Here is a 21,273-nt window from a genome sequence, read left to right as displayed (position 1 = left end):
CCTCCACCCATCCTACCCTCGCCACCCGCCTTCGTTTCTCTCCGGCACAGCGTTATACTGCCCTCCATGACCTCCCACACCGACAACCTGGACCCGGCCGAAATCGCCAAGTTCGAGAACCTGGCCGCGCGCTGGTGGGACCCGCACAGCGAGTTCAAGCCGCTGCACGACATCAATCCCCTGCGGCTGGACTATATCCGCCGCCGGGTCGGCCTGGAGGGCAGGCGGGTGATCGACGTCGGCTGCGGCGGCGGCCTGCTCAGCGAGGCCATGGCCCGGGCCGGCGCCGAGGTCACCGGCATCGACATGGGCGAGGCACCGCTGTCGGTGGCCCGCCTGCACCTGCTGGAATCCGGCCTGGAGGTGGACTATCGCCAGACCACGGCCGAGGCCGTGGCGCATGAGCAGCCCGGACAGTTCGATGCGGTCACCTGCCTGGAGATGCTGGAGCACGTGCCCGATCCGGCCGCGGTGATCCGTGCCTGCGCCGAACTGGTCAAACCCGGCGGGCATGTGTTCTTCTCCACCATCAACCGCAACCCCAAGGCCTACGTCTTCGCCATCATCGGCGCCGAATACCTGCTGCGCATGCTGCCGAAGGGCACCCATGACTACCGCAAGTTCATCCGCCCCTCCGAACTCGACGACTGGGCCCGCCGGGCCGGACTGGAGCTCGAGGATCTCACCGGCATGACCTACAACCCGCTCACCCGTCACTACCGCCTGGGCCGGGATGTGGATGTGAACTACCTGGCCTGCTACCGGAAAGAAGACGGCACTCAGGACTGAGCCCGACTGCAGCGGCTTCAACGCAGACAACGCAAAGGATGAATACCGCCTGTTAAGCTGCCAGCTGCCGTCATCCCCGCGCAGGCGGGGACCCAGATACCACCGCTGTTGCTGGATCCCCGCATTCGCGGGGATGACGATGATGGGTATGACAACCTCAATTTATGCAATGATTGGGTCAATATCGCCCCCCCACTCCTGAACCCAGCCCCATGATCAAAACCGTTCTGTTCGACCTCGACGGCACCCTGGCCGACACGGCGCCGGACCTGGCCCACGCGCTCAACCGCACGCTCGAGGCCTTCGGCCGGCCGCCGCTGCCCTATGAACGCATCCGGCCCGTGGTTTCCCACGGCGGCGTGGCCCTGCTCCGGCTGGGGTTCGATCTCGGTCCCGGCGAGCCCGGCTACGACGAGCGCCGTGCGCACCTGCTCGAGGTCTACCGCGCCAACCTCACCCGGGAGACCCGACCCTTTCCGGGCATCCCGGAACTGCTCGAATGGCTGGAGGCAGGCAAGCGCAACTGGGGCGTGGTCACCAACAAGCCGGCCTGGCTGACCGAACCCCTGCTGGAACAACTCGGACTGCTGGCGCGCGCCGCCGTGGTGGTCAGCGGCGACACGGTCGAACCGAACAAGCCGCATCCGGCCCCGCTGCTGCATGCCTGCCATCAGACCGGCAGCATGCCCGGGCAGTGTATATACGTAGGCGATGCCGAGCGCGACATCCAGGCAGGGCGGGCCGCGGGTATGCACACCCTGGTCGCGCTGTTCGGCTACCTCGCCGCCGCCGACGATCCGGCCGCCTGGCAGGCCGATGGCCTGATCAACGCGCCTGGAGACATCATGGAGTTCATTCTGAGCGCCGAAGCCAGCAAGCCGTCTGTTCGATAAACCGTTCGGTGGGCAGCATCCCGTCCGGCCAGTGAAGTGTTCCCGTCAGAAAAGCATCCGATGGGTTGCGCTGCGCTCCACCCATCCTACGCGTCTCCCCTCACTCCTCATCACCCCTTACCCCCCGCCCCCTGGCCCTGTACCATTGGCCGTATGAACGATCCTCTGCTGTTGAGCCTCACCGCCCTGGCCGGCCTGCTGCTGGGAACACTGATTACCTGGTGGCGCCTGCACCGTCGCGAGTCCGCCCTGCGTGAGGAAAAGGAGGAACTGGCCGCCGCGCTGGCCGCGGAACGCCGCGCCGCCGAGGAACGCGCCAGCGCCTATGCAACCACCCGCGAGCAACTCGGTCAGGCCTTCAGCGCCATGGCCAGCGAGGCGCTCAAGCACAACAGCAGCGAGTTCCTCAAGCTGGCGCAGGAAAACCTGCAACGCTACCAGTCCCAGGCCCAGCAGGATCTGGCCCAGCGCGAGAAGGCGGTGGAGAACCTGGTCAAGCCCATCCGCGAGGCCCTGACCAAGACCGAGGCCGAGGTCCGGCGCATGGAGAACGAACGCAAGGAGGCCTTCGGCGCGCTGAACCGCCACATCCAGACCATCGCCGAATCCCACCGCCTGCTGCAGACCGAGACCCGCAACCTGGTGCAGGCGCTGCGCCGACCCGAGGTGCGCGGCCAGTGGGGTGAACTGACGCTCAAGCGCCTGGCCGAACTGGCCGGCATGGTCGAGCACTGCGATTTCGTCGAACAGGTGCGCAGCGAAGGCGAGTCCGGCCGGCTGCGCCCCGACATGGTGGTGCGCATGCCCGACAGCCGCGAGATCATCGTCGATGCCAAGACCCCGCTGGATGCCTACCTCAGCGCGGTCGAGGCCACCGACGATGCGGTGCGCGAGCGCCATCTCGACAGCCATGCCCGCAACGTGCGTCAGCGGGTGCGCGAGCTTTCCGCCAAGGCCTACTGGCAGCAGTTCAGCAAATCGCCGGACTTCGTGGTGCTGTTCATCCCCGGCGATCAGTTCCTCAGTGCCGCGCTCGACCGCGACCACGCGCTGCTGGAGGACGCCCTGGCCAACAAGGTGGTACTGGCCACCCCCACCAGCCTGGTGGCCCTGCTGCGCGCCGTCGGCTACGGCTGGCGACAGGCGGTACTGGCCGAGAACGCCGAGCATATCCGCCAGGTCGGCGAGGAGGTCTACAGCCGCCTGGGCACCTTCGCCGAACACCTGGGGCGGCTGGGCAAGAGTCTGGACAGCAGCGTGAATGCCTATAACAAGGCAGTGGGCTCCTTCGACAGCCGGGTGCTGCCGGGCCTGCGCAAGTTCACCGAGATGGGCATCAGCGCGAAGAAGGAAGCCGGCCCGCTGGACCAGATCGAACGCGCCCCGCGCCAGGTGGAGGGCCGCGACGAGGCCGCCGATACGCCGCCCGATGTCCCGCATGAGCAATCCTGAACTCGCCCGCGCCTATCGTCACTGCCGCGCCCTGGCCCGCAGCCACTACGAGAACTTTCCCGTCGCCTCCCTGCTGCTGCCACGGCGACTGCGCGATCCGGTCGCGGCCATCTACGCCTTCGCCCGCCACGCCGACGACCTGGCCGATGAGGGCGACGCCCCGCCCGAGGCCCGCCTGGCGGCACTGGCGGACTGGGAGACCGGCCTGCTGGAGACGCTCGCCGGACAGCCCGCGCCGGAGCCGATCCTGCTGGCCTGCAGCGACAGCATCCTGCGCTTCGGTCTGCCGGTCGAACTGTTCCAGGATCTGCTCTCGGCCTTCCGCCAGGATGTCACTCAGACACGTTATGCCGATTTCGGCGAACTGATGCAGTACTGCCGGCGCTCGGCCAACCCGGTCGGGCGGCTGCTGCTGCGCCTGCACGGGGTTGTCGATCCGCGCCGCGAGGCCGAGTCTGACGCCATCTGCAGCGCCCTGCAGCTGATCAACTTCTACCAGGACCTGCGCCAGGACATCCTGGAGAACGACCGCGTCTATCTGCCGCAGGACGAACTGGCACGGTTCGAGGTAAGCGAAGCGGACCTGCGCGCCGGCCGCGACAGCACCGCCCTGCGCCGGCTGCTGCAGTTCCAGTACAGCCGTGCCCGCAGGCTGCTGCGCAGCGGCGCACCGCTGGGCCGGGCCCTGCGCGGACGCTTCGGCCTGGAGATCCGCGCCATCGTGCTCGGCGGCAGCCGCGTACTGGACCGGCTGCAGAACAGCGCCCCCTTCGCCCGGCCGCGGCTGACGACCGGAGACCGGCTGTGGCTGTTGTGGCATGCGTTGAGAAAAACAGGCCCCGGTCCGCAGAAGTAGGATGGGTGGAGGCGCCTGCGCCGCAACCCATCTCTGGTCACCCATCCCACAGGCGTTTTTTTTGGCCGCCGCAGGCCCTGTAGTATACTTGGGCTCCTTTCACACAGCCGCACGCAGCGGCCACAACCATACATTCATGGACCCAGCAGATTATTGCCAACGCAAGGCGGCAGGCAGCGGCTCCAGCTTCTATTACAGCTTCCGCTTCCTGCCGCCGGACCGCCGCGCCGCCATCATCGCCCTCTATGCCTTCTGTCGCGAAGTCGATGACGTTGTCGACGAATGCTCGGATCCGGGTGTGGCGCGCACCAAGCTGCAGTGGTGGCGCGAGGAGATCGACCGCGCCTTCAACGGCACACCCCAGCATCCCGTCACCCGCGCCCTGCAGGCGCAGTTCGAGCAGTACAACCTGCCGCGCGAATACTTTCTCGAAATCATCGACGGCATGGAAATGGATCTGGACCACCATCGCTACGCCGATTTCAGCGAACTGGCCCTGTACTGCTACCGCGTGGCCGGGGTAGTCGGGCTGCTGTCGGTGGAGATCTTCGGCTACCGCGACCGCGCCACACTGAACTACGCCACCGAACTGGGCACGGCCTTCCAGCTGACCAACATCATCCGCGACGTGCGCGAGGACGCCGCCCGCGGACGCATCTACCTGCCCATGGACGAACTGGAGCGCTTCGGGGTTTCGCCGCAGGACATCCTCGGCTTTCATGCCACCGGCGCCTTTCGCGATCTCATGGCCTTCCAGACCGGACGTGCCCGCGAATACTACGCTCGCGCCTATACCCGGCTGCCGGACGAGGATCGTTACGCCCAGCGCAGCGGCCTGGCCATGGCGGCCATATACGAAGCCACACTGGACGAGATCGAACGCGACGGCTTCAACGTGCTCACGGCACGCACCAGCCTCACCCCGCTGCGCAAGCTGTGGATCGCCTGGACCCGGGTACGGCGCGAACGCCGCCGGGCCCGGCGCCAGGGCCTGGCGCTGACATGAGCGGCGTCGCGGGCAAGCGCTGCAGCGTCAGCGTGATCGGCGGCGGCTGGGCCGGGCTCAGCGCCGCCGTCTACCTGGCCCGGTCCGGGGTTCCGGTCACCCTGATCGAGGCCGCCCGTCAACTCGGCGGCCGTGCCCGCTGCGTGCCCTTCGGCGACCAGCGGATCGACAACGGCCAGCACCTGATGATCGGGGCCTACCACAACCTGCTGGACCTGCTGCAGGTACTCGGGCTGCGCGAGGAGGCGCTCTTCCAGCGTCACCCGCTCGGTCTGCGCTTCCGCTCTCCGGAGGGTCCCGGCTTCCGCCTGGAGGCCCGCGACCTGCCCGCCCCGCTGCACCTGCTCGCGGCCCTGTTCGGTGCCCGCGGCCTGAGCTGGCTGGAACGGTTCCGCCTCAGCCGCTTTCTGTACCGGGTCCAGCGCGGGCATATCGAACTCGACCGGGACATCAGCGCCCAGGCCTTTCTCATCAGTGAAAAACAGAGCCCGCGCCTGATCCGGCTGCTGTGGGATCCGCTGTGCCTGGCCAGTCTGAACACCCGGGTCAAGGAGGCCTCGGCGCGGCTGTTTCATACCGTATTGGATCACGCCTTCACCGACCGGGCCGAGGACAGTGAACTGCTGTTTCCACGCACCGATCTGGGCACCGCCATTCCGGCGCCGGCCTTTCAGTACATCGAGGCCAACCAGGGCAAGGTGATCCTGAGCAAACGGGTGCACCACATCGACATCGAGGCCAACCGCTTTGTGGTCGAATGGCGCGAGGGTAAACTGGCCAGCGACCAGGTCGTCCTGGCCACCAGTCCGGTCATGACCCGACGGCTGCTCGCCCCGCATCCGGTCTTCGCGCCGACCACGCAGCGGCTGGCCCGGCTGCGCCAGTCGCCCATCTGCACGGTCTATCTGCAGTATCCCCCCGAGGTCGGCCTGGAGACGCCCATGCTGGGGCTGATGGACGGCACCGGTCAGTGGGTATTCGATCGCGCGCTGTGCGGACAGCCCGGTCTCATGGCCGTGGTCATCAGCGGTCCGGGCGAGCACCTGCAACTGGACAATGCCGCGCTCAGCGAGCGTATCGCCGGGGAACTGGCCGCCCTGTATCCAAACTGGCCGGCGCCGCGGGCGACACGGGTGATCCGGGAAAAACGCGCCACCTTCCATGCGGGGGTGGATGTGGATCAGCTGCGCCCGGACCAGCGCAGCGCCGTGCCCGGGCTGTGGCTGGCCGGGGACTACACTGCCACCGGCCTGCCCGCCACCCTGGAGGGGGCCGTGCTGAGCGGACGCCGGTGCGCCGAACAGATACTCGAGGAGTTTGAACAGTGACAGTCGAATCCGAATTCAACCTGGCATTGCATGACTGGCAGCCCGCGCCCGATCTGTTCGCCGATCGCGTGATGCTGATCACCGGCGCGGGCGACGGCATCGGCCGGGAACTGGCGCGGCAGTGCGCCGGCCATGGCGCGACCGTCATCCTGCTGGGCCGCACGGTGCGCAAGCTGGAATCCGTCTATGACGAGATCGTCGCTGCCGGTGCGCCCGAGCCGGTCATCCATCCCATGGACCTGGCCGGCGCTCAGCCCGAGGACTACATCACCCTGGCCGATGCCCTGGCCGAGCAGTTCGGCCGCCTGGACGCACTGGTGCACAACGCCGCCATGCTGGGGTCCCTGACGCCGATCACCCATTACCCCGGGGAACGCTGGTACCAGGTGATGCAGACCAACCTGCATGCGCCCTTCCTGCTCAGCCAGGCCTGCCTGGGTCTGCTCAATGCCGCCGGCGAGGCCCGCATGCTGTTCGTCGCCGATGAGGTGGGACGGCGTGCGCGCGCCTACTGGGGCGCCTATGCCGCTTCCAAGGCCGGCCTGGAGGCGCTGATGCAGACCCTGGCCGCGGAACTGGAGACCAATACCGGCATCCGCGTCAACAGCCTGGATCCGGGCGCCGTGCGCACCCGGCTGCGCACCCAGGCCTATCCCGGCGAGGACCCCAACCCGCTGCCGCTGCCGGCGGACGTGATCGATGGCTTCCTCTACCTGCTGGGACCCGACGGCCAGGCCCATACCGGACGGCAGTTCACCCGCACCCCGGAGGGTCGGTTGATCGGCTGAAGATCAGGAGCACGTTCAAGAGCGCCACGGAATACACGGAAAGCACTGACAATGTAATGTCTGGCGATGTTTCGTTTTCTGCCGTCATTCCGGCGTATGCCGGAATCCACAATCCGCAGCGGTAGCTGGATCCCGGCATACGCCGGGATGACGATAAAGAGTAAGGCTTTCCTGTCATGCCGGGCCGCAAGGCGGCACGGCAAAGGTAATCAATATGTCCGTGTTTTCCGTGTATTCCGTGGCGCTCTTGAGCTCTAGTCCATCAGATCCACGTGAACGCCCTGCGCCTCCAGCCGGTCGGCGCGGCTCTGGATGAAACGCTGCAGGTTGGGCTGATCCTGGTAGGCGCGGCTGGCGACATAGTCCATCACGGACTGGATATGAAAGGCGCGCAGATAGGCCTCGGCCCGGAACACCTCTTCGCCGCCGTCGAAGAACACCAGGCTGGGGGCGTACTTGACGCCGAGTTCGCGCGACCACTTGCGGGCAGTGGTCTGCCTGCCGGCAGGCGTGATCACCGGTGTGTCGGCCTGCATGTCCAGCAGCACCACGTCGAACCGGTCGATCAGTTCCCGGCTGGTCTCGCGCTCCAGGATGTCGGTGTGCAGTTCGTCGCAGGCCGGGCACTCCTTCTGCTCGAACAGCACCAGCAGCGGCTTGTCCAGGCCATGGCCGGACAGGTCATAGGGCGGCTGCAGATAATCCGGACTCGTGTGCAGCCTGCCGCTGGCCGCCGCCGGGGCCTGGCGCGCGGCAAATTCCTGGATGCTCATCTCCCGCTCGTGTCCGCCGGCCACATAGTCGAGCGCGACCTGGAACTGGTGCGGCGGATAATAGCCGTTCAGCCGCAGCACCCGGTTGCCCTGTTCGTCGAGAAAGATCAGGGTCGGGGTGTACATCACCTCCAGTTTCTCCGCCAGCCGCTTCTCGGTCGTCGCCTCGCCCTCGAGCGAGGTCACCTCGCGATCGCCCCACATGTTCAGCGCCAGCACATCGAAGTTCTCGCGGGTCTTGTCGACGATGTCCTTGAGCGAGAAATTGGTCTCGAGCAGCTTCTTGCAGTAGGGACAGCCGTCCTGATAGAAGTACAGGAGCAGGCGCTTGTCCGCCGCGGCCGCCTCTTGGACGTCCTCCGGGAGATCGAGGAAGGACTGCTTGAACCAGGCCGGGTGCTCATGGTATCCCGGGTTGACCATTCCCTCCTCCAGCCGTCCTTCTCCGGCGGCCAGCAGCATGGCCGGCCAGCCCAGCAGCAGTGCGGCCAGAGTACGAAGTGGTTGCAGTGCCATAGCCTTCCTCCCTTCCGGAAACCGGGTTGATTCATGAATAGGACACCGGACGGGGGATACAAATTCCCTGCCGGTGCTGGCGTCAAGATGCCGACCTGCAGCAATCCGATGCCGCGGCCGCCACGCACGCCGGCCGCACGCCCCTGTCGTGGCCGCCCATATCCCATATTATGCGCATGGATATATCGGGTGTTTGAAAAACAACACAACAATTCATCAAGTTATCATCATTATTGGCAGTATCGTCAACTTTTCGACGCTTTACTGGCAAACCGCTCCAGGGAACTCGCTCCGGGATTGAGAAAGTAGCGTCAAGATATCGCCACGATATTGACCTCTCCGGCAACTCCGTTTTCATGTTATTGTTATCAGTAGGTTTTGCCCGTATGTGCCGGAGTGGCACAGGATTCGCATAGTATTTTCCTGCCTCAGGGACATGGCAGTTGAAATCAAATGATTACGCTCAAGTCCGAAAGCAACAGCAAAGGAATCATCCCCATGGCCGCAGCACCCGTGCATGCGTTCGACCGTACCGAACTGGACAGTATCTCGGATGACCACGCCCGGCTGACCCGGGTATTGCAGACCACCCTGAGTCTGCCGCTGCTGCTCGAGTTGTTTTATACCGAACTGGCCGAGCGCCTGCCCCTGGACGGTCTGAGCTACACCAATCCGGAGCCGCCCTGCGACTGCCGGCACGGGCGGCGCGCACGGCACAGCTGCAGCTATAACCTGGCATTGAGCGGCGCCGGCCTGGGCGAACTGGTGGTCTATCGCCGGCACGCCTTCACCGGCGAAGAGATCGCCCGGCTGGAAAACTATCTCTGCTGCCTGCTCTACCCGCTGCGCAATGCCCTGCTCTATCACGCCGCCCTGGCCCAGGCGCACAAGGATCCGCTGACCGGCATCCGCAACCGCGCCGCGCTGGAGGAGAATCTGGCCAGCGAAATCGCCCTGTCCCGGCGCCATGGTTCGGAACTGGCCCTGATCGTATTCGATCTGGACAACTTCAAGCGCATCAACGATACCCACGGGCACCAGCGCGGCGACTGCGCCATCAAGGCCGCGGTGCAGGCCGCACTCGACTGCGCCCGCGACAGCGACAACCTGTACCGTTACGGCGGCGAGGAATTCGTCATGCTCCTGCGCAACACCGAGGCCAGGGGCGCCTGCATGCTGGCCGAACGCATCCGCTCCAGCATCGAGAACCTGAGCATCGAATGCGACAAGGCCCGGATCCGCTTCACCGTCAGCGCCGGTGTGGCGTCTCTGCTGGCCGACGATTCCGCCGACAGCCTGTTCGACCGCGCCGACCGCGCCCTGCTTCAGGCCAAGGAAAAGGGCCGCAACCGGGTGGTCTGCGCCAACCGCAGCTCCCCTGATTCCATCGCGTAGGATGGGTGGAGGCGCTTGCGCCGCAACCCATCATTTACCGCGCCGTGATGGGTTGCGCTGCGCTCCACCCATCCTACGCGATACCTCTGGCACGCCCCCACATCCCCGCCGCAGCCGGCAGGCCTCACACCGCGGCTTCGGCCGGCAGTAGTCCTTGGCATGGTTGACGATCAGGGCGTGATATTCGTTGAACAGCTGCACATCCCCGGGCAGCGCCGCCTCCACCGCCAGGCGCAGGCTGTCGTAGGGTTCGTCGCCTGCAATCAGTCCCAGACGCGTAAACAACCGCCGGGTGTAGGCGTCGATCACGAACACCGGCCGGTTGAAGGCATACAGCAGGATATCGTCGGCCGTCTCCGGACCGATGCCGCGCACCCCCAGCAGGGCCGTGCGCAGGGTGTGGGTCCGACGCCGGCGCAGGCGCGCATAACCGCCCTGGTCCAGGTACCAGTCACAGAACTCGCGCAGCCGCCGGGTCTTGATGTTGAAATAGCCGGAGGGACGCAGCCAGTCGGCGACCTGGTCGAAGTCTGTTGCGAGGAGACAATCCGGTGTCAGGCAGTCCGCCTGCCGGAGATTGGCGATGGCGCGCTCGACATTGGTCCAGGCGGTGTTCTGGGTGAGGATGGCGCCGACCATGACTTCGAACGGCGTCTCGCCCGGCCACCAGTGCTGGGGACCGTGCTGGGCATAGAGGTGATCGAAGGTCCGCAGCAGGACGCGTTTCGACAGCCGCAGCGACATGGATTCAGCGGCGGCGCGGTCCGGAACGGCGCGGCGGACCGCTGCGGGCCGCGGGCTTGCGTTTGGGTGCCGCCGGGGCCGTACGGACGCGCGGGGCATAGTCCTGCTTGTGCAGCCCGACCAGGTTCAGCAGCTGATTGACCGCGGCGGCGGGCAGGTTCTCCCAGCGGCCCTCCCTGAGACCGGGCGGCATCGCGACCGGCCCATAGCGCACCCGGATCAGGCGGCTGACCTGCAGTCCCTGCGACTCCCACAGCCGCCGCACTTCGCGGTTGCGCCCCTCCTTCAGTACCACGTGATACCACTGGTTGGCGCCGCGGCCGCCGGCCTCGGTGATGGATTCGAACCGCGCCATGCCCTCTTCCAGCTGCACGCCGCCGAGCAGGTTGTCGATCACCAGGCCATCGACCTGGCCGAACACCCGCACGGCATACTCCCGCTCGACCTGGCGCGAAGGATGCATCAACCGGTTGGCCAGTTCGCCGTCGTCGGTCAGCAGCAGCAGCCCGGAGGTATTGATATCCAGCCGGCCGACGGCGACCCAGCGGCCCTGCGTCAGCGGCGGCAGCCGGTCGAATACGCTCGGCCGGCCTTCGGGATCCCTGCGGCTGGTGATCTCGCCCTCGGGCTTGTGATAGGCGATCACGCGCGGGAAGGGGCGCTGTTCGGACACCGTGACGGGCCTGCCATCGAGCAGCACCTGGTCGGCTTCGGAGACGGTCACGCCCAGGGTGGCAACCCGACCGTTCACGCTCAGGCGTCCGGCGCGGATCCACTCCTCGATCTGGCGGCGCGAGCCGAGGCCCTGGCGGGCGAGGACTTTCTGCAGGCGTTCGGGCATGGAATCAGGGGTCAGGTTTATGAGTTTCCCCTCCCTTGATGGGAGGGGCCAGGCGAGGGTGAAGTCTGGCGGCCCCGCCGTGCTCACCCCCTCCTCAATCCTCCCCCATCAAGGGGGAGGAAGTCGGCTTAATGCAGCATCTCGGACGGTGGTTCGGCCGATGCCTGCTCGGCCGGGTCGCGCGGGGCCGTATCATCGGCAGCGGCCTGCGCTTCATCCTCCTCCCACGCCACCGCGGCGCTGGCCTGAATGTCGGTATCGTCAGGCGTGGCCGTGACATCGATGGCGGATGGATCCCCCAGTTCGTCCGGCACCGTCCCGGCATCGCTGAAATTCAGTTCGGCATTGATGCTGTCGATGTCGCGCAACTCGGCCAGGGTGGGTAGTTCGTCCAGCGACTTGAGATTGAAATAGTCCAGGAATTCCCGGGTGGTGCCGTACATGGCCGGCCGGCCCGGCACGTCGCGATGCCCCACCACCCGCACCCATTCGCGCTCCTGCAGGGTCTTCATGATGGTGGTGCTCACGCTGACACCGCGCACGTCCTCGATCTCGCCGCGGGTGATGGGCTGGCGATAGGCCACCAGGGCCAGGGTCTCCAGCAGGGCGCGCGAATACTTGGGCGCGCGCTCCTCCCACAGCCGCGAGACCCAGGGCTCGAGCTGCTGGCGCACCTGGATGCGGAAGCCGCTGGCGACCTCCCTCAGTTCCAGCCCGCGGCCGCTGTAATCCGCGTCCAGTTCCTTGAGGGCATCGCGCAGTTCGGTCTTGTCCGGGCGCTCGACCTCGCTGAACAGATTCTGCATCTGCTCCAGCGTCAGCGGCCGGCCGGCGGCCAGCAAGGCCGCCTCGAGAATGTGTTTCAGTGACAGATCGCTCATGTTGAATGCTTCGTCATCGATGTGTGTTAGTGCTTCCTGACCCGTTGCGGCGATAACGCGGAGGTCGCAAAGACGCAGAGGCGCAGTGATTTATATTTTCAAACCCCTTTGCGTCTCTGCGCCCTCTGCGTTGACGTCACCACAGCCCGCGACATGTCGGGTCACGGTGCTGCGCACCTAACCCAACCTACCTGGGCTGATTATCTCCTTCCCGTCATTCCCGCGAAGGCGGGAATCCATTAACCGCTGAGGTGGCTGGATCCCCGCCTTCGCGGGGATGACGAGAAGAGAAGCTCCCAGAGTCACGGTTCAGGCACCCGCATCCGCGGTGGGTTCGGGGACCTCGGCCGGGGCCTCGCCGCCGGCGGCCTTGACGTAGATCGGGGCGTAGGGCTCGGCCTGGATCATCTCGATCAGGGACTCCTTGAGCAGTTCCAGGATGGCGAGGAAGGTCACCACCACGCCCATCCGCCCCTCCTCCACCTTGAACAGGTGGGTGAACTCGGAGAACTTGTCTGCATTGACGCTGCTGAGTACGGACGACATGCGCTCGCGCACCGACAGCGCCTCCATCTGCACATGATGGTGCGAGAACATGTCCGCGCGCGACATCACGTCCTTGAACGCCAGCAGCAGTTCGCGCAGGTCGAGATCGGGCTGCTGCTTGACCTGCTGGCGCTCGGGGGCGGCCGCCTCGGCGGGGAAGACGTCGCGCTGCAGCCGCGGCAGTTCGTCGATATCCTCGGCGGCCTTCTTGTAGCGCTCGTATTCCTGCAGCCGGCGCACCAGTTCGGCCCGCGGGTCCTCCTCGTCGGAGTCCGCCTCCACCGGCCGCGGCAGCAGCATGCGCGACTTGATCTCGGCCAGCATGGCGGCCATGACCAGGTACTCGGCCGCCACCTCCAGCCGCAGTTCCTGCATCAGCCCGATGTAGTCCATGTACTGGCGGGTGATCTCGGCCACCGGGATGTCCAGCACATCCAGGTTCTGGCGTTTGATCAGATACAGCAGCAGATCGAGCGGGCCCTCGAAGGCCTCCAGGATCACCTCCAGGGCATCGGGCGGGATATACAGATCCTGCGGCAGCTCCAGCACCGCCTCGCCATGGACGATGGCGAAGGGCATTTCCACCTGGCGGGGCGGCTCGGGCGCGGTCTCGGGCGGGATATCAGTGTCGGTCATGCGCGGCGGCTCGGCGGGTGGTTGCAATGGTTCGGGATTCTACCGTAATTCCGGCCCGGGATGTGACGGGTGACCTGGTTGGGCCTGGGTGAGCTCAACGCAGAGGGCGCAGAGGCGCGGAGACGCAAAGGAGCATGACATGGAAAAACTCCGCGCCTCTGCGTCTCCGCGCCCTCTGCGTTACTGCAACCCGGCCGGAAATTGAGGCCGTTTTTTTACTTGTAATTCAAGCCAATTACGGAGCGAACTTCCTGTAAAGTCTCACGCGCCACGGCACGCGCCTCGTCGCAGCCCTCCTCGATGATGTTGCGCACCAGGTTGGGGTTGGCGGCGTACTCCTCGGCCCGCTCGCGCACCGGCTCCAACTCCTCCAGCACCTTGTCGATGACCGGCTGTTTGCACTCCAGGCAGCCGATGCCGGCGCTGCGGCAACCCTGATTCACCCAGTCGCGGGTAGTCTCGTCCGAGTACACCTGGTGCAGCTGCCAGACCGGGCACTTCTCCGGATCGCCCGGATCGGTGCGCCGCACCCGGGCCGGGTCGGTGGGCATGGTGCGCAGCTTGCGGGTGATCGACTCCGGGTCCTCGCGCAGGCCGATGGTGTTGTTGTAGGACTTGGACATCTTCTGGCCGTCCAGGCCGGGCATCTTCGCGGCCGGGGTGAGCAGGGCCTGCGGCTCGGGCAGGATGATGCGCCCGCCGCCCTCCAGGTAGCCGAACAGGCGCTCGCGGTCGCCCAGCGACAGGTTCTGCTGCTCCTCCAGCAGGGCGCGCGCCACCGCCAGGGCCTCGGCATCGCCCTGCTCCTGATAGCGCCGGCGATGCTCGTTGTAGAGCCTGGCGTTCTTCTTGCCCATCTTTTTGACGGCGGCCTCGGCCTTCTCCTCGAAACCCGTTTCGCGGCCGTAGAGGTGGTTGAAGCGGCGCGCCACCTCGCGGGTGAGTTCGACGTGCGCGACCTGGTCCTCGCCGACCGGCACGCCGGTGGCCTTGTAGACCAGGATGTCGGCGCTCTGCAGCAGCGGGTAGCCGAGAAAGCCGTAGGTGGACAGATCCTTCTCCTGCAGCTTCTCCTGCTGGTCCTTGTAGGTCGGCACCCGTTCCAGCCAGCCCAGCGGCGTGATCATGGACAACAACAGGTGCAGTTCGGCATGTTCGGGAATGCGCGACTGGATGAACAGCTTGGCCGCCCCCGGGTTGACGCCGGCGGCCAGCCAGTCGATGACCATGTCCCAGACGCTGGCCGAGATGGTCTGCGGCTCGTCGTAGTGGGTGGTCAGGGCGTGCCAGTCGGCGACGAAGAAGAAGCAATCGTACTCGTGCTGCAGCTTGATCCAGTTCTTCAGCACCCCGTGATAGTGCCCCAGATGCAGCTGGCCGGTCGGCCGCATGCCGGAGAGCACGCGGCCGTTTTGCACGACGGGTGTATTCAAGACGTCCTCCTACTGAATGAATGGCACTCGCATGAGCCGGATTTCAGCCTGTACGTCATTCCCGCGAAGGCGGGAATCCAGAGCCAGGCAGGGCGGACAATCCCTGGATCCCCGCCTTCGCGGGGATGACGAGGTAGCAGCAAGTGCCATTCCTCCTACTGAATGAGTATTTGTATTATCTGCCAGAAGCCCTGCGGAGCGAAACCCGACACCGGCAGCACCACGAACAGCACCAGACTGATCAGCGGAAACAGGATCCAGCCCAGCAGCCCGGTCACCAGCAGCCCGATCAGGATCATGAAGCCGTAGGGCTCGATGCGGCTGAACTTCATGGCCATCCGGCCGGGCAGCAGCCCCGCCAGCACCCGGCCACCGTCCAGGGGCGGCAACGGCAGCAGGTTGAGCACCATCAGGATGATGTTGATGTAGATGCCGGCAATGGCCATCAGCAGCAGCGGCTCGAAGAACAGCTGCCCCTGCTTGAGCAGTCCCATGCTGAGCCGCGCCAGCAGCGCCCAGAGAAAGGCCATGGTCAGGTTCGACAGCGGCCCGGCGGCGGCCACCACGGCCATGTCGCGCATGGGATTGCGCAGATTGTTGAAGCTGACCGGCACCGGTTTGGCCCAGCCGAAGACGAAGCTGCCGGGCAACAGCAGCATGATCGCCGGCACCAGCACGGTGCCGATGGGATCGATGTGCTTGACCGGGTTCAGGGTCAGCCGCCCCAGCATGTAGGCGGTGGTGTCGCCGTAGGCGCGGGCCACATAGCCGTGCGAGACCTCATGCACCGTGATGGCGAGCAGCACCGGCACCACCCACACCGCCAGCTGCTGGATCAGACTCAACTGCGAGATCATGCCAGCGCCTCGATCTCGCCCTGGCCCTGACGCAGCACCTCGGGCACCTCAGCGGTCATGTCCACCACCGTGGTCGGTTCCGGACTGCAGGCCCCGGCGGCGATCACCGCACCCAGTTCGTGCTCCAGCCGCTCGCGGATCTCCTCGGGATCGTTCAGCGGCAGGCTTTCGCCCGGCAGGATGAGGGTGGAGCTCATCAGGGGTTCTCCCAGTTCATCGAGCAGCGCCTGGGTGACCCGATGGTCGGGCACGCGGATGCCAATGGTCTTGCGCTTGGGGTGCTGCAGCCGCCGCGGCACCTCGTGGGTGGCCTTGAAGATGAAGGTGTAGGGTCCGGGCGTATAGGTCTTGAGCAGCCGGAAGGCGGTATTGTCCACCTTGGCATAGGCGGCGATCTCGGACAGGTCGCGGCATACCAGGGTGAAATTATGCTTGTCGTCCAGACGGCGAATGCGGCGGATGCGCTCCATCGCCGCCTTGTCACCGACCAGGCAGCCCAGGGCATAGCTCGAATCGGTGGGATAGGCAATCACCTCGCCGGCGCGCAGCAGTTCCACCGCGCGGCGCACCAGGCGCGGCTGGGGATTGTCGGGATGGATGTCGAAGAACTGGCTCATCGGATCGGATGCCGGGAATCAGGCGGCGTGCTGGGGCCAAGCCTGCCAGACCGGGGTCAGGTCCGCCGGCAGCGCCGGCAGCCGGCCCAGTTCTATCCAGGCGTTTTCGGGACCGTGATAGTCGGAACCGCGCGAGGCCAGCAGTCCGCACTGGCGGGCCAGACTGGCCATATTGTGCATATCCTGCTGCGAATGGCTGCCCGAGACGACTTCCAGGCCCTCGCCGCCGCAGTCGCGGAACTCAGCGATCAGGCGCCGCAGCTTGCTGCCGGTGAGGCGGTAGCGCGCCGGATGGGCGATCACGGCCTGGCCGCCGGCCGCACGAATCCAGCCCACGGCCTCCTCCAGTCCGGCCCACTGGCCGGAGACATGCCCCGGCTTGTTCCTGACCAGAAACTTCCTGAACACGGCACGCAGGTCCTTCGCCCGGCCGATCTCGACCAGATAATGGGCGAAGTGGGTGCGGCTGATCAGCACCCCCTGCGCATGCCGGCGGGCGCCCTCAGTCGCCCCCTCGATGCCGGCCTTCGCCAGCTGGCGGCCGATCTCCTCGGCCCGCCAGACGCGGAATTCCTGCAGCCGTTCCAGTCCTGCGCGCAGCGCCGGCGCCTCGGGATCGACGTTCAGCGCCACCACATGGATGGTCTGGCGGTTCCAGGTCACCGAGATCTCCACGCCCGGGATCAGCCGGATACCGGCCGCCCGGGCCGCCGACCGCGCCTCGCCGATGCCGCTCAGGGTGTCGTGGTCGGTCAGGGCCAGCACCTCGACCCCGGCGGCGGCGGCACGCTCGACCAGCGCGGTCGGTGTGAGGGTGCCGTCGGACTGGCGGGAATGGGTGTGCAGATCGTAATGCGTGAACATCCGCCCATTTTACCTGAATCCTCTGGCGCATGCCGCTTCGAGATGGCCGCGAAACCCACTAAACCCACGAAAATTTTATTTGGCGCCGGGCGCGCAGCACCGCGGCGAAGCAATGAACCATTGGTGGATTTCGTGGGTTTCGTGGCCATTCGCAATCCACGCCGTCCGGGGTTGCGGGGCAGGCTATCGTCTGTTCACACAAATCGGTTACCATGACGGCCCCGGCAATCACCCCGCAGGCCGTCGCGGCCGCTCGGACAACATGAAATTCATATTCGACTTCCTCCCGATCCTGCTGTTCTTTGTCGCCTACAAGCTCTATGGCATCTATGTGGCGACGGCCGTGGCCATTGCCGTCACCCTGATCATGGTGGCCGGCTTCTGGCTCAGACACCGCCGGGTGGAGAAGATGCACCTGATCACCCTGATCATCATCTCCGTGTTCGGTGGCGCGACCCTGGCGCTGCAGGATCCGACCTTCATCATGTGGAAACCCACCATCGCCTACTGGTTATTTGCCCTGGTGTTTCTCGGCAGTCAGTATATCGGCGGCCGCTCCGTCACCGAGCGCATGATGGGCCACGCCATTACCGCCCCGGCGCGCGTCTGGCGCGGACTCAACCTGTCATGGGTGGCCTTCTTCGTGGTGATGGGGGTGCTCAATCTGTATGTGGCCTACAACTTCGCCGAGGACACCTGGGTGAACTTCAAGCTGTTCGGGCTGATGTCCCTGTCGCTGGTGTTCATCCTGGGCCAGGGCATCGTCATCGCCCGCTATGCCGCCTCGCGTGAGGACAAGGCCGAGGAGGAATCCTGATGCTCTACGCCATCATCAGCCAGGATGTGGAGAACAGCCTGGAGCTGCGCAAGGCCAACCGCCCGGCGCATCTTGAACGCCTGGAACAGCTGCAGACCGAGGGCCGCCTGGTGCTGGCCGGTCCCTGTCCGGCGGCCGACACCGAGGAACCCGGCCCGGCCGGCTTCACCGGCAGCCTGGTGGTGGCTGAATTCGACTCCCAGGAAGCGGCCGAGGCCTGGGCCCAGGCCGACCCCTACCAGACCGGCGGGGTCTACGCCCAGGTGACCGTCAAACCGTTCAAGAAGGTGTTTCCCAGATGACAGCAGAACGTGTCGCCATGATCCGTGAGCGCCTGACCGCGGCGCTGCAGCCCGAGGATCTCGAAATCCAGGACGATTCGGCCAGGCATGCCGGGCATGAGGGCGCCAAGGGCGGCGGCGGACATTTCAACGTCCGTATCGTCAGCCCGGCCTTCGCAGGCAGGAACCTGCTGGAACGCCACCGCATGGTCTACGATGCCCTGGGGGATGCCATGCACAGCGAGATCCACGCCCTCAGCATCCAGGCCAAGACCCCGGAAGAACTATAAAAGGACAGCCATGATGAAAAACCGCCTCGCCTCCCTGCTGCTCGCCGCCAGCCTGCCCCTGACCCCGGCGCTGGCCGCCGATGAGGACGTGGTCGCCCGCGTCAACGGCGAACCCGTCAGCCAGGCCATGCTCGACTTCTACCGGGCCCAGAAACAACGCCAGCTCGGCGGCCGCGAGCCCGATCCCGACAACCTGCTGAAGGAAGTCATCGACATCGAACTGATGATCCAGGACGCACACAGGCAGGGACTGGACCAGCATCCCGAGTTGCAGCAGCAACTCGAGTTCTACCGTCAGAACCTGATGGTGAACATGGCCGCCCGCCAGTACCTGCAGCGTCACCCCGTCACCGAGGACGACATCCAGGCCGCCTACGAGGAACTGGCCGCCAGCCAGACCGGCAATGAGTACCATGCCCGCCACATCCTGGTCGACAGCGAAGCGCAGGCCCGGGAACTGATCAGCAGACTCGACGACGGCGCCGACTTCGCCGAACTGGCCAAGGCCGAATCCACCGGCCCCACCGGCCCCCGCGGCGGCGACCTGGGCTGGTTCTCGCCCGACCGCATGGTGAAGGAATTCTCCGAGGCCGTTCAGCAGATGGACAAGGGCGAGCATTCCAGCGCGCCGGTGAAGACACAGTTCGGCTGGCACGTCATCAAGCTGGAGGACACCCGCAAGGCCCAGGCACCGGCACTGGAAGAGGTACGTGAGCAGATCGTCAACCGGCTGAACAATCAGCGGCTGAGCGAGTACATGGCGGAGCTGCGCAAGGAAGCGAAGATCGAGACGACCGAATAGTCTCCACCCGAATGAGGCCGGGCACGGCATGGCCCGGCAGCCATCCCCCATCCCCCCTTTCCTCATCCCGGCGCAGGCCGGGATGCGGGCAATCAGTCACCGGCGCTGTTGGCCTGGTTCCGTTCGCGGCTCTCCATCCCGTTGCCGGAGCGAACCACCCCGCAGAACAGCGGCGCCTTGCCGAAACGTTTCAGCCGGTAGACATCCATTTCCGTATCACTGAGATCGGCTTCGCGCACCAGGCGGTTGCGGTGGCGTTCGGCCAGTTCCGGCCAGGCCCCCGCCGGGACACCGCTGCGGACCAGCTGCGCCCGCGGGTCCGCCGCCGCTTCCGTCTGCGCCAAGCGCCCCTCACCGGTCGGACTGGCCGTGACATGGATTTCGATCCTGGCCCGCGTCCGGTCGGAATCATCCAGCTTGATGCAGCCGTCACGATCGCTGGTCAGCCACAGATGCTGACTGGTGCCCAGTTCGCGGACATCACAGCCGTCGATCTCGCAGATATCCAGCACATCGTTGACGAACTGACGCGGCTGCTCGACCGCCGTCAGCGTCAGCGCGATGCAGGTATAACGGCCCGGGATCAGATGCAGATTGTTGTCCGCGTCCAATTCACGGATGGCGGTATCGACGGTCACCGGGCCACGGGCATGTTCCTGGGCCCGCAGCAGCAGCCGGCCGGTGATGCGGCGCAGCTGCAGACCGTCGATCGGGGTCGGCCGGCGGTCCTGGCGCAGGCTGCGGGCATGGCGCGCACCGCGCGGAAGCCGGATCACGCCGACGCGGGGTTCAGGTCCGGCCGGCTCCGGTTCGGCCTCGGCGGCCGGCGGGCCGGCGGCGGGCGCCGGTTCCGGAGCGGACGGCGCGCCGACCTGTTCACTCAGGGCACGGACCTGGCTGGACAGGTCATCCAGCCGGTGCGTGAGCTGTCGGATCAGATCGGCATCGGGATAGACGCTGGCCGTCTCGGCAGCGGCCGCGGGCGCCGCCGGCGGCGGTCCTGCCGGCGCTGCCTCGTCCGCCGGCAGCCGGGCCAGATAGTGCTGCCAGAACTCGTCGATGCCGTCCGTCACCGGCGCCGGGGATGTCAGCAGGCGCTCGGCCAGTTCCCCCAGACGGCGGGCTGCCGGGGCATCGGGGGCGTGGGCCAGGAACGGGCGCTGCATACGGATGGCCTCACCGACCCGGCTGTCGTAGGGCACCACACCCTGCAGCGGCAGGGAGCGCTGCAGGTAGACCCGGGCCACCTCGCGAAAACGCTCGAAGGTATGTTCGGCCAGGGCATGGGTACGGGCGTTGTTGACGATGACGCTGAGCCGGCCGGTGAAGCCGTCGCGGTAAAGCAGCTTGATCATGCCGTAGGCGTCGGTCAGCGAGGTGGGCTCGGGGGTGATGACCAGGCAGACCTCGGGCGAGGCCAGGATGATGGACATCACGCCCCGGCCGATGCCGGAGGAGGTATCGAACAGCACCAGATCGTAGTCCTTGAGCACCTCGAACTGGGACTGCAGCGGCTGCAGCCGGGCCGGCGGCAGATTGGCCATGACATCCACCCCGGAACTGCCCGGCACCACGTCCACGCCGTACTCGGTGGACAGCAGGATGTCGCGCAGCGCGCAGCGGCCTTCGATGACATCCACCAGGGTGCGTTCGGGCTGGAGCTTGAGCAGGATGTCGACGTTGGCCAGGCCCAGGTCGGCATCGAACAGGCAGACCTTCAGCCCGCGGCGGGCCGCCTCGACGGCGAGGTTGACGGCGACGAAGGTCTTGCCCACGCCGCCCTTGCCGCTGCTGATTGTGATGACCCGGGTCATGGGTAAGTCTTATTGTTGTCGCAGCCCCATAATCCCCGTTCCTCCCGGAACAGG

At 66.1% G+C, this 21,273-nt stretch carries 22 protein-coding genes; 12 read left to right on the top strand and 10 right to left on the bottom strand.

Annotated elements, in window-relative coordinates; genetic code table 11:
- The first annotated feature begins 66 nt into the window (after positions 1-66).
- From ubiG to COW1_RS02235, 7 genes are all read left to right on the top strand, one after another.
- Positions 67-789: a bifunctional 2-polyprenyl-6-hydroxyphenol methylase/3-demethylubiquinol 3-O-methyltransferase UbiG gene (ubiG, locus tag COW1_RS02265; RefSeq protein WP_201345299.1), complete on the top strand. Its 723-nt coding sequence runs from the start codon at positions 67-69 to the stop codon at positions 787-789.
- A 212-nt stretch (positions 790-1,001) separates the two neighbouring features.
- The gene (locus COW1_RS02260) at positions 1,002-1,682 is read left to right on the top strand and encodes an HAD family hydrolase (protein ID WP_201345298.1); all 681 of its coding nucleotides are present in this window, start codon (positions 1,002-1,004) and stop codon (positions 1,680-1,682) included.
- Positions 1,683-1,835: 153 nt separating this feature from the next.
- The gene (locus tag COW1_RS02255; RefSeq protein WP_201345297.1) at positions 1,836-3,134 is read left to right on the top strand and encodes a DNA recombination protein RmuC; all 1,299 of its coding nucleotides are present in this window, start codon (positions 1,836-1,838) and stop codon (positions 3,132-3,134) included.
- Complete coding sequence (hpnC, locus tag COW1_RS02250) at positions 3,121-3,990, top strand: squalene synthase HpnC (RefSeq protein WP_201345296.1); 870 nt, start codon at positions 3,121-3,123, stop codon at positions 3,988-3,990. Before COW1_RS02255 ends, hpnC begins: the two co-directional genes overlap by 14 nt.
- 136 nt (positions 3,991-4,126) lie before the next feature.
- A complete protein-coding gene (gene hpnD, locus COW1_RS02245; protein WP_201345295.1) occupies positions 4,127-4,996 on the top strand; it encodes a presqualene diphosphate synthase HpnD in 870 nt (289 codons plus the stop codon).
- Positions 4,993-6,324 (top strand): hydroxysqualene dehydroxylase HpnE, encoded by a 1,332-nt coding sequence (hpnE, locus tag COW1_RS02240; RefSeq protein ID WP_201345294.1) that lies wholly within the window; start codon positions 4,993-4,995, stop codon positions 6,322-6,324. The genes hpnD and hpnE overlap by 4 nt, the downstream gene beginning before the upstream one ends.
- Complete coding sequence (locus COW1_RS02235; RefSeq protein ID WP_255405012.1) at positions 6,321-7,112, top strand: YciK family oxidoreductase; 792 nt, start codon at positions 6,321-6,323, stop codon at positions 7,110-7,112. The genes hpnE and COW1_RS02235 overlap by 4 nt, the downstream gene beginning before the upstream one ends.
- A gap of 254 nt (positions 7,113-7,366) precedes the next feature.
- On the opposite strand, the gene COW1_RS02230 is transcribed toward COW1_RS02235, so the two are convergent.
- On the bottom strand, positions 7,367-8,401 hold the full coding sequence (locus tag COW1_RS02230) for a thioredoxin fold domain-containing protein (RefSeq protein ID WP_201345293.1): 1,035 nt from the start codon (positions 8,399-8,401) through the stop codon (positions 7,367-7,369).
- Between the two features lie 498 nt (positions 8,402-8,899).
- On the opposite strand from COW1_RS02230, the gene COW1_RS02225 reads away from it, so the two are divergent.
- The gene (locus COW1_RS02225) at positions 8,900-9,796 is read left to right on the top strand and encodes a GGDEF domain-containing protein (RefSeq protein ID WP_201345292.1); all 897 of its coding nucleotides are present in this window, start codon (positions 8,900-8,902) and stop codon (positions 9,794-9,796) included.
- 30 nt (positions 9,797-9,826) lie between these two features.
- On the opposite strand, the gene COW1_RS02220 is transcribed toward COW1_RS02225, so the two are convergent.
- The 8 genes from COW1_RS02220 to COW1_RS02185 all read right to left on the bottom strand — a co-directional run bounded on the left by COW1_RS02220 (position 9,827) and on the right by COW1_RS02185 (position 17,215).
- Positions 9,827-10,540: an endonuclease III domain-containing protein gene (locus COW1_RS02220; protein WP_201345291.1), complete on the bottom strand. Its 714-nt coding sequence runs from the start codon at positions 10,538-10,540 to the stop codon at positions 9,827-9,829.
- A gap of 4 nt (positions 10,541-10,544) precedes the next feature.
- Complete coding sequence (gene rluB, locus COW1_RS02215; protein ID WP_201345290.1) at positions 10,545-11,381, bottom strand: 23S rRNA pseudouridine(2605) synthase RluB; 837 nt, start codon at positions 11,379-11,381, stop codon at positions 10,545-10,547.
- A gap of 128 nt (positions 11,382-11,509) precedes the next feature.
- Positions 11,510-12,262, bottom strand: a complete 753-nt coding sequence (gene scpB, locus COW1_RS02210; protein WP_201345289.1) for an SMC-Scp complex subunit ScpB — start codon at positions 12,260-12,262, stop codon at positions 11,510-11,512.
- Between the two features lie 309 nt (positions 12,263-12,571).
- Positions 12,572-13,444: a ScpA family protein gene (locus tag COW1_RS02205; RefSeq protein ID WP_201345288.1), complete on the bottom strand. Its 873-nt coding sequence runs from the start codon at positions 13,442-13,444 to the stop codon at positions 12,572-12,574.
- Positions 13,445-13,659: 215 nt separating this feature from the next.
- On the bottom strand, positions 13,660-14,877 hold the full coding sequence (locus tag COW1_RS02200) for a tryptophan--tRNA ligase (protein ID WP_201345287.1): 1,218 nt from the start codon (positions 14,875-14,877) through the stop codon (positions 13,660-13,662).
- A 155-nt stretch (positions 14,878-15,032) separates the two neighbouring features.
- Positions 15,033-15,734, bottom strand: coding sequence for a site-2 protease family protein (locus tag COW1_RS02195; protein ID WP_242466477.1), 702 nt, complete (start codon positions 15,732-15,734; stop codon positions 15,033-15,035).
- The gene (locus tag COW1_RS02190) at positions 15,731-16,351 is read right to left on the bottom strand and encodes an L-threonylcarbamoyladenylate synthase (RefSeq protein ID WP_201345286.1); all 621 of its coding nucleotides are present in this window, start codon (positions 16,349-16,351) and stop codon (positions 15,731-15,733) included. The genes COW1_RS02195 and COW1_RS02190 overlap by 4 nt, the downstream gene beginning before the upstream one ends.
- An 18-nt stretch (positions 16,352-16,369) precedes the next feature.
- Positions 16,370-17,215 carry a PHP domain-containing protein gene (locus COW1_RS02185; RefSeq protein WP_201345285.1) on the bottom strand — a complete coding sequence of 282 codons (846 nt, stop codon included), beginning with the start codon at positions 17,213-17,215 and terminating at the stop codon, positions 16,370-16,372.
- A gap of 262 nt (positions 17,216-17,477) precedes the next feature.
- On the opposite strand from COW1_RS02185, the gene COW1_RS02180 reads away from it, so the two are divergent.
- Genes COW1_RS02180 through COW1_RS02165 form a run of 4 tightly spaced genes read left to right on the top strand, consistent with a single transcriptional unit; the run spans position 17,478 to position 19,405 of the window.
- Positions 17,478-18,032, top strand: a complete 555-nt coding sequence (locus COW1_RS02180; protein WP_201345284.1) for a septation protein A — start codon at positions 17,478-17,480, stop codon at positions 18,030-18,032.
- Positions 18,032-18,334, top strand: a complete 303-nt coding sequence (locus COW1_RS02175) for a YciI family protein (protein WP_201345283.1) — start codon at positions 18,032-18,034, stop codon at positions 18,332-18,334. Before COW1_RS02180 ends, COW1_RS02175 begins: the two co-directional genes overlap by 1 nt.
- Complete coding sequence (locus tag COW1_RS02170; RefSeq protein WP_201345282.1) at positions 18,331-18,603, top strand: BolA family transcriptional regulator; 273 nt, start codon at positions 18,331-18,333, stop codon at positions 18,601-18,603. The genes COW1_RS02175 and COW1_RS02170 overlap by 4 nt, the downstream gene beginning before the upstream one ends.
- 10 nt (positions 18,604-18,613) lie before the next feature.
- Positions 18,614-19,405, top strand: coding sequence for a peptidylprolyl isomerase (locus COW1_RS02165; RefSeq protein ID WP_201345281.1), 792 nt, complete (start codon positions 18,614-18,616; stop codon positions 19,403-19,405).
- Positions 19,406-19,497: 92 nt separating this feature from the next.
- On the opposite strand, the gene COW1_RS02160 is transcribed toward COW1_RS02165, so the two are convergent.
- On the bottom strand, positions 19,498-21,219 hold the full coding sequence (locus tag COW1_RS02160; RefSeq protein WP_201345280.1) for a MinD/ParA family protein: 1,722 nt from the start codon (positions 21,217-21,219) through the stop codon (positions 19,498-19,500).
- Positions 21,220-21,273: the final 54 nt, after the last annotated feature.

Source organism: Thiohalobacter sp. COW1 (genome assembly GCF_016629505.1).
In the GTDB taxonomy this organism is placed as follows: domain Bacteria; phylum Pseudomonadota; class Gammaproteobacteria; order Thiohalobacterales; family Thiohalobacteraceae; genus Thiohalobacter; species Thiohalobacter thiocyanaticus_A.
This window is presented reverse-complemented; position numbering and strand designations above follow the sequence as displayed.

What these genes read in the sequence shown, in the direction of transcription:
- ubiG (WP_201345299.1), top strand. Translation starts at nt 67, where the DNA reads ATGACCTCCCACACCGACAACCTGGACCCGGCCGAAATCGCCAAGTTC.
- COW1_RS02260 (WP_201345298.1), top strand. Translation starts at nt 1,002, where the DNA reads ATGATCAAAACCGTTCTGTTCGACCTCGACGGCACCCTGGCCGACACG.
- COW1_RS02255 (WP_201345297.1), top strand. Translation starts at nt 1,836, where the DNA reads ATGAACGATCCTCTGCTGTTGAGCCTCACCGCCCTGGCCGGCCTGCTG.
- hpnC (WP_201345296.1), top strand. Translation starts at nt 3,121, where the DNA reads ATGAGCAATCCTGAACTCGCCCGCGCCTATCGTCACTGCCGCGCCCTG.
- hpnD (WP_201345295.1), top strand. Translation starts at nt 4,127, where the DNA reads ATGGACCCAGCAGATTATTGCCAACGCAAGGCGGCAGGCAGCGGCTCC.
- hpnE (WP_201345294.1), top strand. Translation starts at nt 4,993, where the DNA reads ATGAGCGGCGTCGCGGGCAAGCGCTGCAGCGTCAGCGTGATCGGCGGC.
- COW1_RS02230 (WP_201345293.1), bottom strand. Translation starts at nt 8,401, where the DNA reads ATGGCACTGCAACCACTTCGTACTCTGGCCGCACTGCTGCTGGGCTGG.
- COW1_RS02225 (WP_201345292.1), top strand. Translation starts at nt 8,900, where the DNA reads ATGGCCGCAGCACCCGTGCATGCGTTCGACCGTACCGAACTGGACAGT.
- COW1_RS02220 (WP_201345291.1), bottom strand. Translation starts at nt 10,540, where the DNA reads ATGTCGCTGCGGCTGTCGAAACGCGTCCTGCTGCGGACCTTCGATCAC.
- rluB (WP_201345290.1), bottom strand. Translation starts at nt 11,381, where the DNA reads ATGCCCGAACGCCTGCAGAAAGTCCTCGCCCGCCAGGGCCTCGGCTCG.
- scpB (WP_201345289.1), bottom strand. Translation starts at nt 12,262, where the DNA reads ATGAGCGATCTGTCACTGAAACACATTCTCGAGGCGGCCTTGCTGGCC.
- COW1_RS02205 (WP_201345288.1), bottom strand. Translation starts at nt 13,444, where the DNA reads ATGACCGACACTGATATCCCGCCCGAGACCGCGCCCGAGCCGCCCCGC.
- COW1_RS02195 (WP_242466477.1), bottom strand. Translation starts at nt 15,734, where the DNA reads ATGATCTCGCAGTTGAGTCTGATCCAGCAGCTGGCGGTGTGGGTGGTG.
- COW1_RS02190 (WP_201345286.1), bottom strand. Translation starts at nt 16,351, where the DNA reads ATGAGCCAGTTCTTCGACATCCATCCCGACAATCCCCAGCCGCGCCTG.
- COW1_RS02185 (WP_201345285.1), bottom strand. Translation starts at nt 17,215, where the DNA reads ATGTTCACGCATTACGATCTGCACACCCATTCCCGCCAGTCCGACGGC.
- COW1_RS02180 (WP_201345284.1), top strand. Translation starts at nt 17,478, where the DNA reads ATGAAATTCATATTCGACTTCCTCCCGATCCTGCTGTTCTTTGTCGCC.
- COW1_RS02175 (WP_201345283.1), top strand. Translation starts at nt 18,032, where the DNA reads ATGCTCTACGCCATCATCAGCCAGGATGTGGAGAACAGCCTGGAGCTG.
- COW1_RS02170 (WP_201345282.1), top strand. Translation starts at nt 18,331, where the DNA reads ATGACAGCAGAACGTGTCGCCATGATCCGTGAGCGCCTGACCGCGGCG.
- COW1_RS02165 (WP_201345281.1), top strand. Translation starts at nt 18,614, where the DNA reads ATGATGAAAAACCGCCTCGCCTCCCTGCTGCTCGCCGCCAGCCTGCCC.
- COW1_RS02160 (WP_201345280.1), bottom strand. Translation starts at nt 21,219, where the DNA reads ATGACCCGGGTCATCACAATCAGCAGCGGCAAGGGCGGCGTGGGCAAG.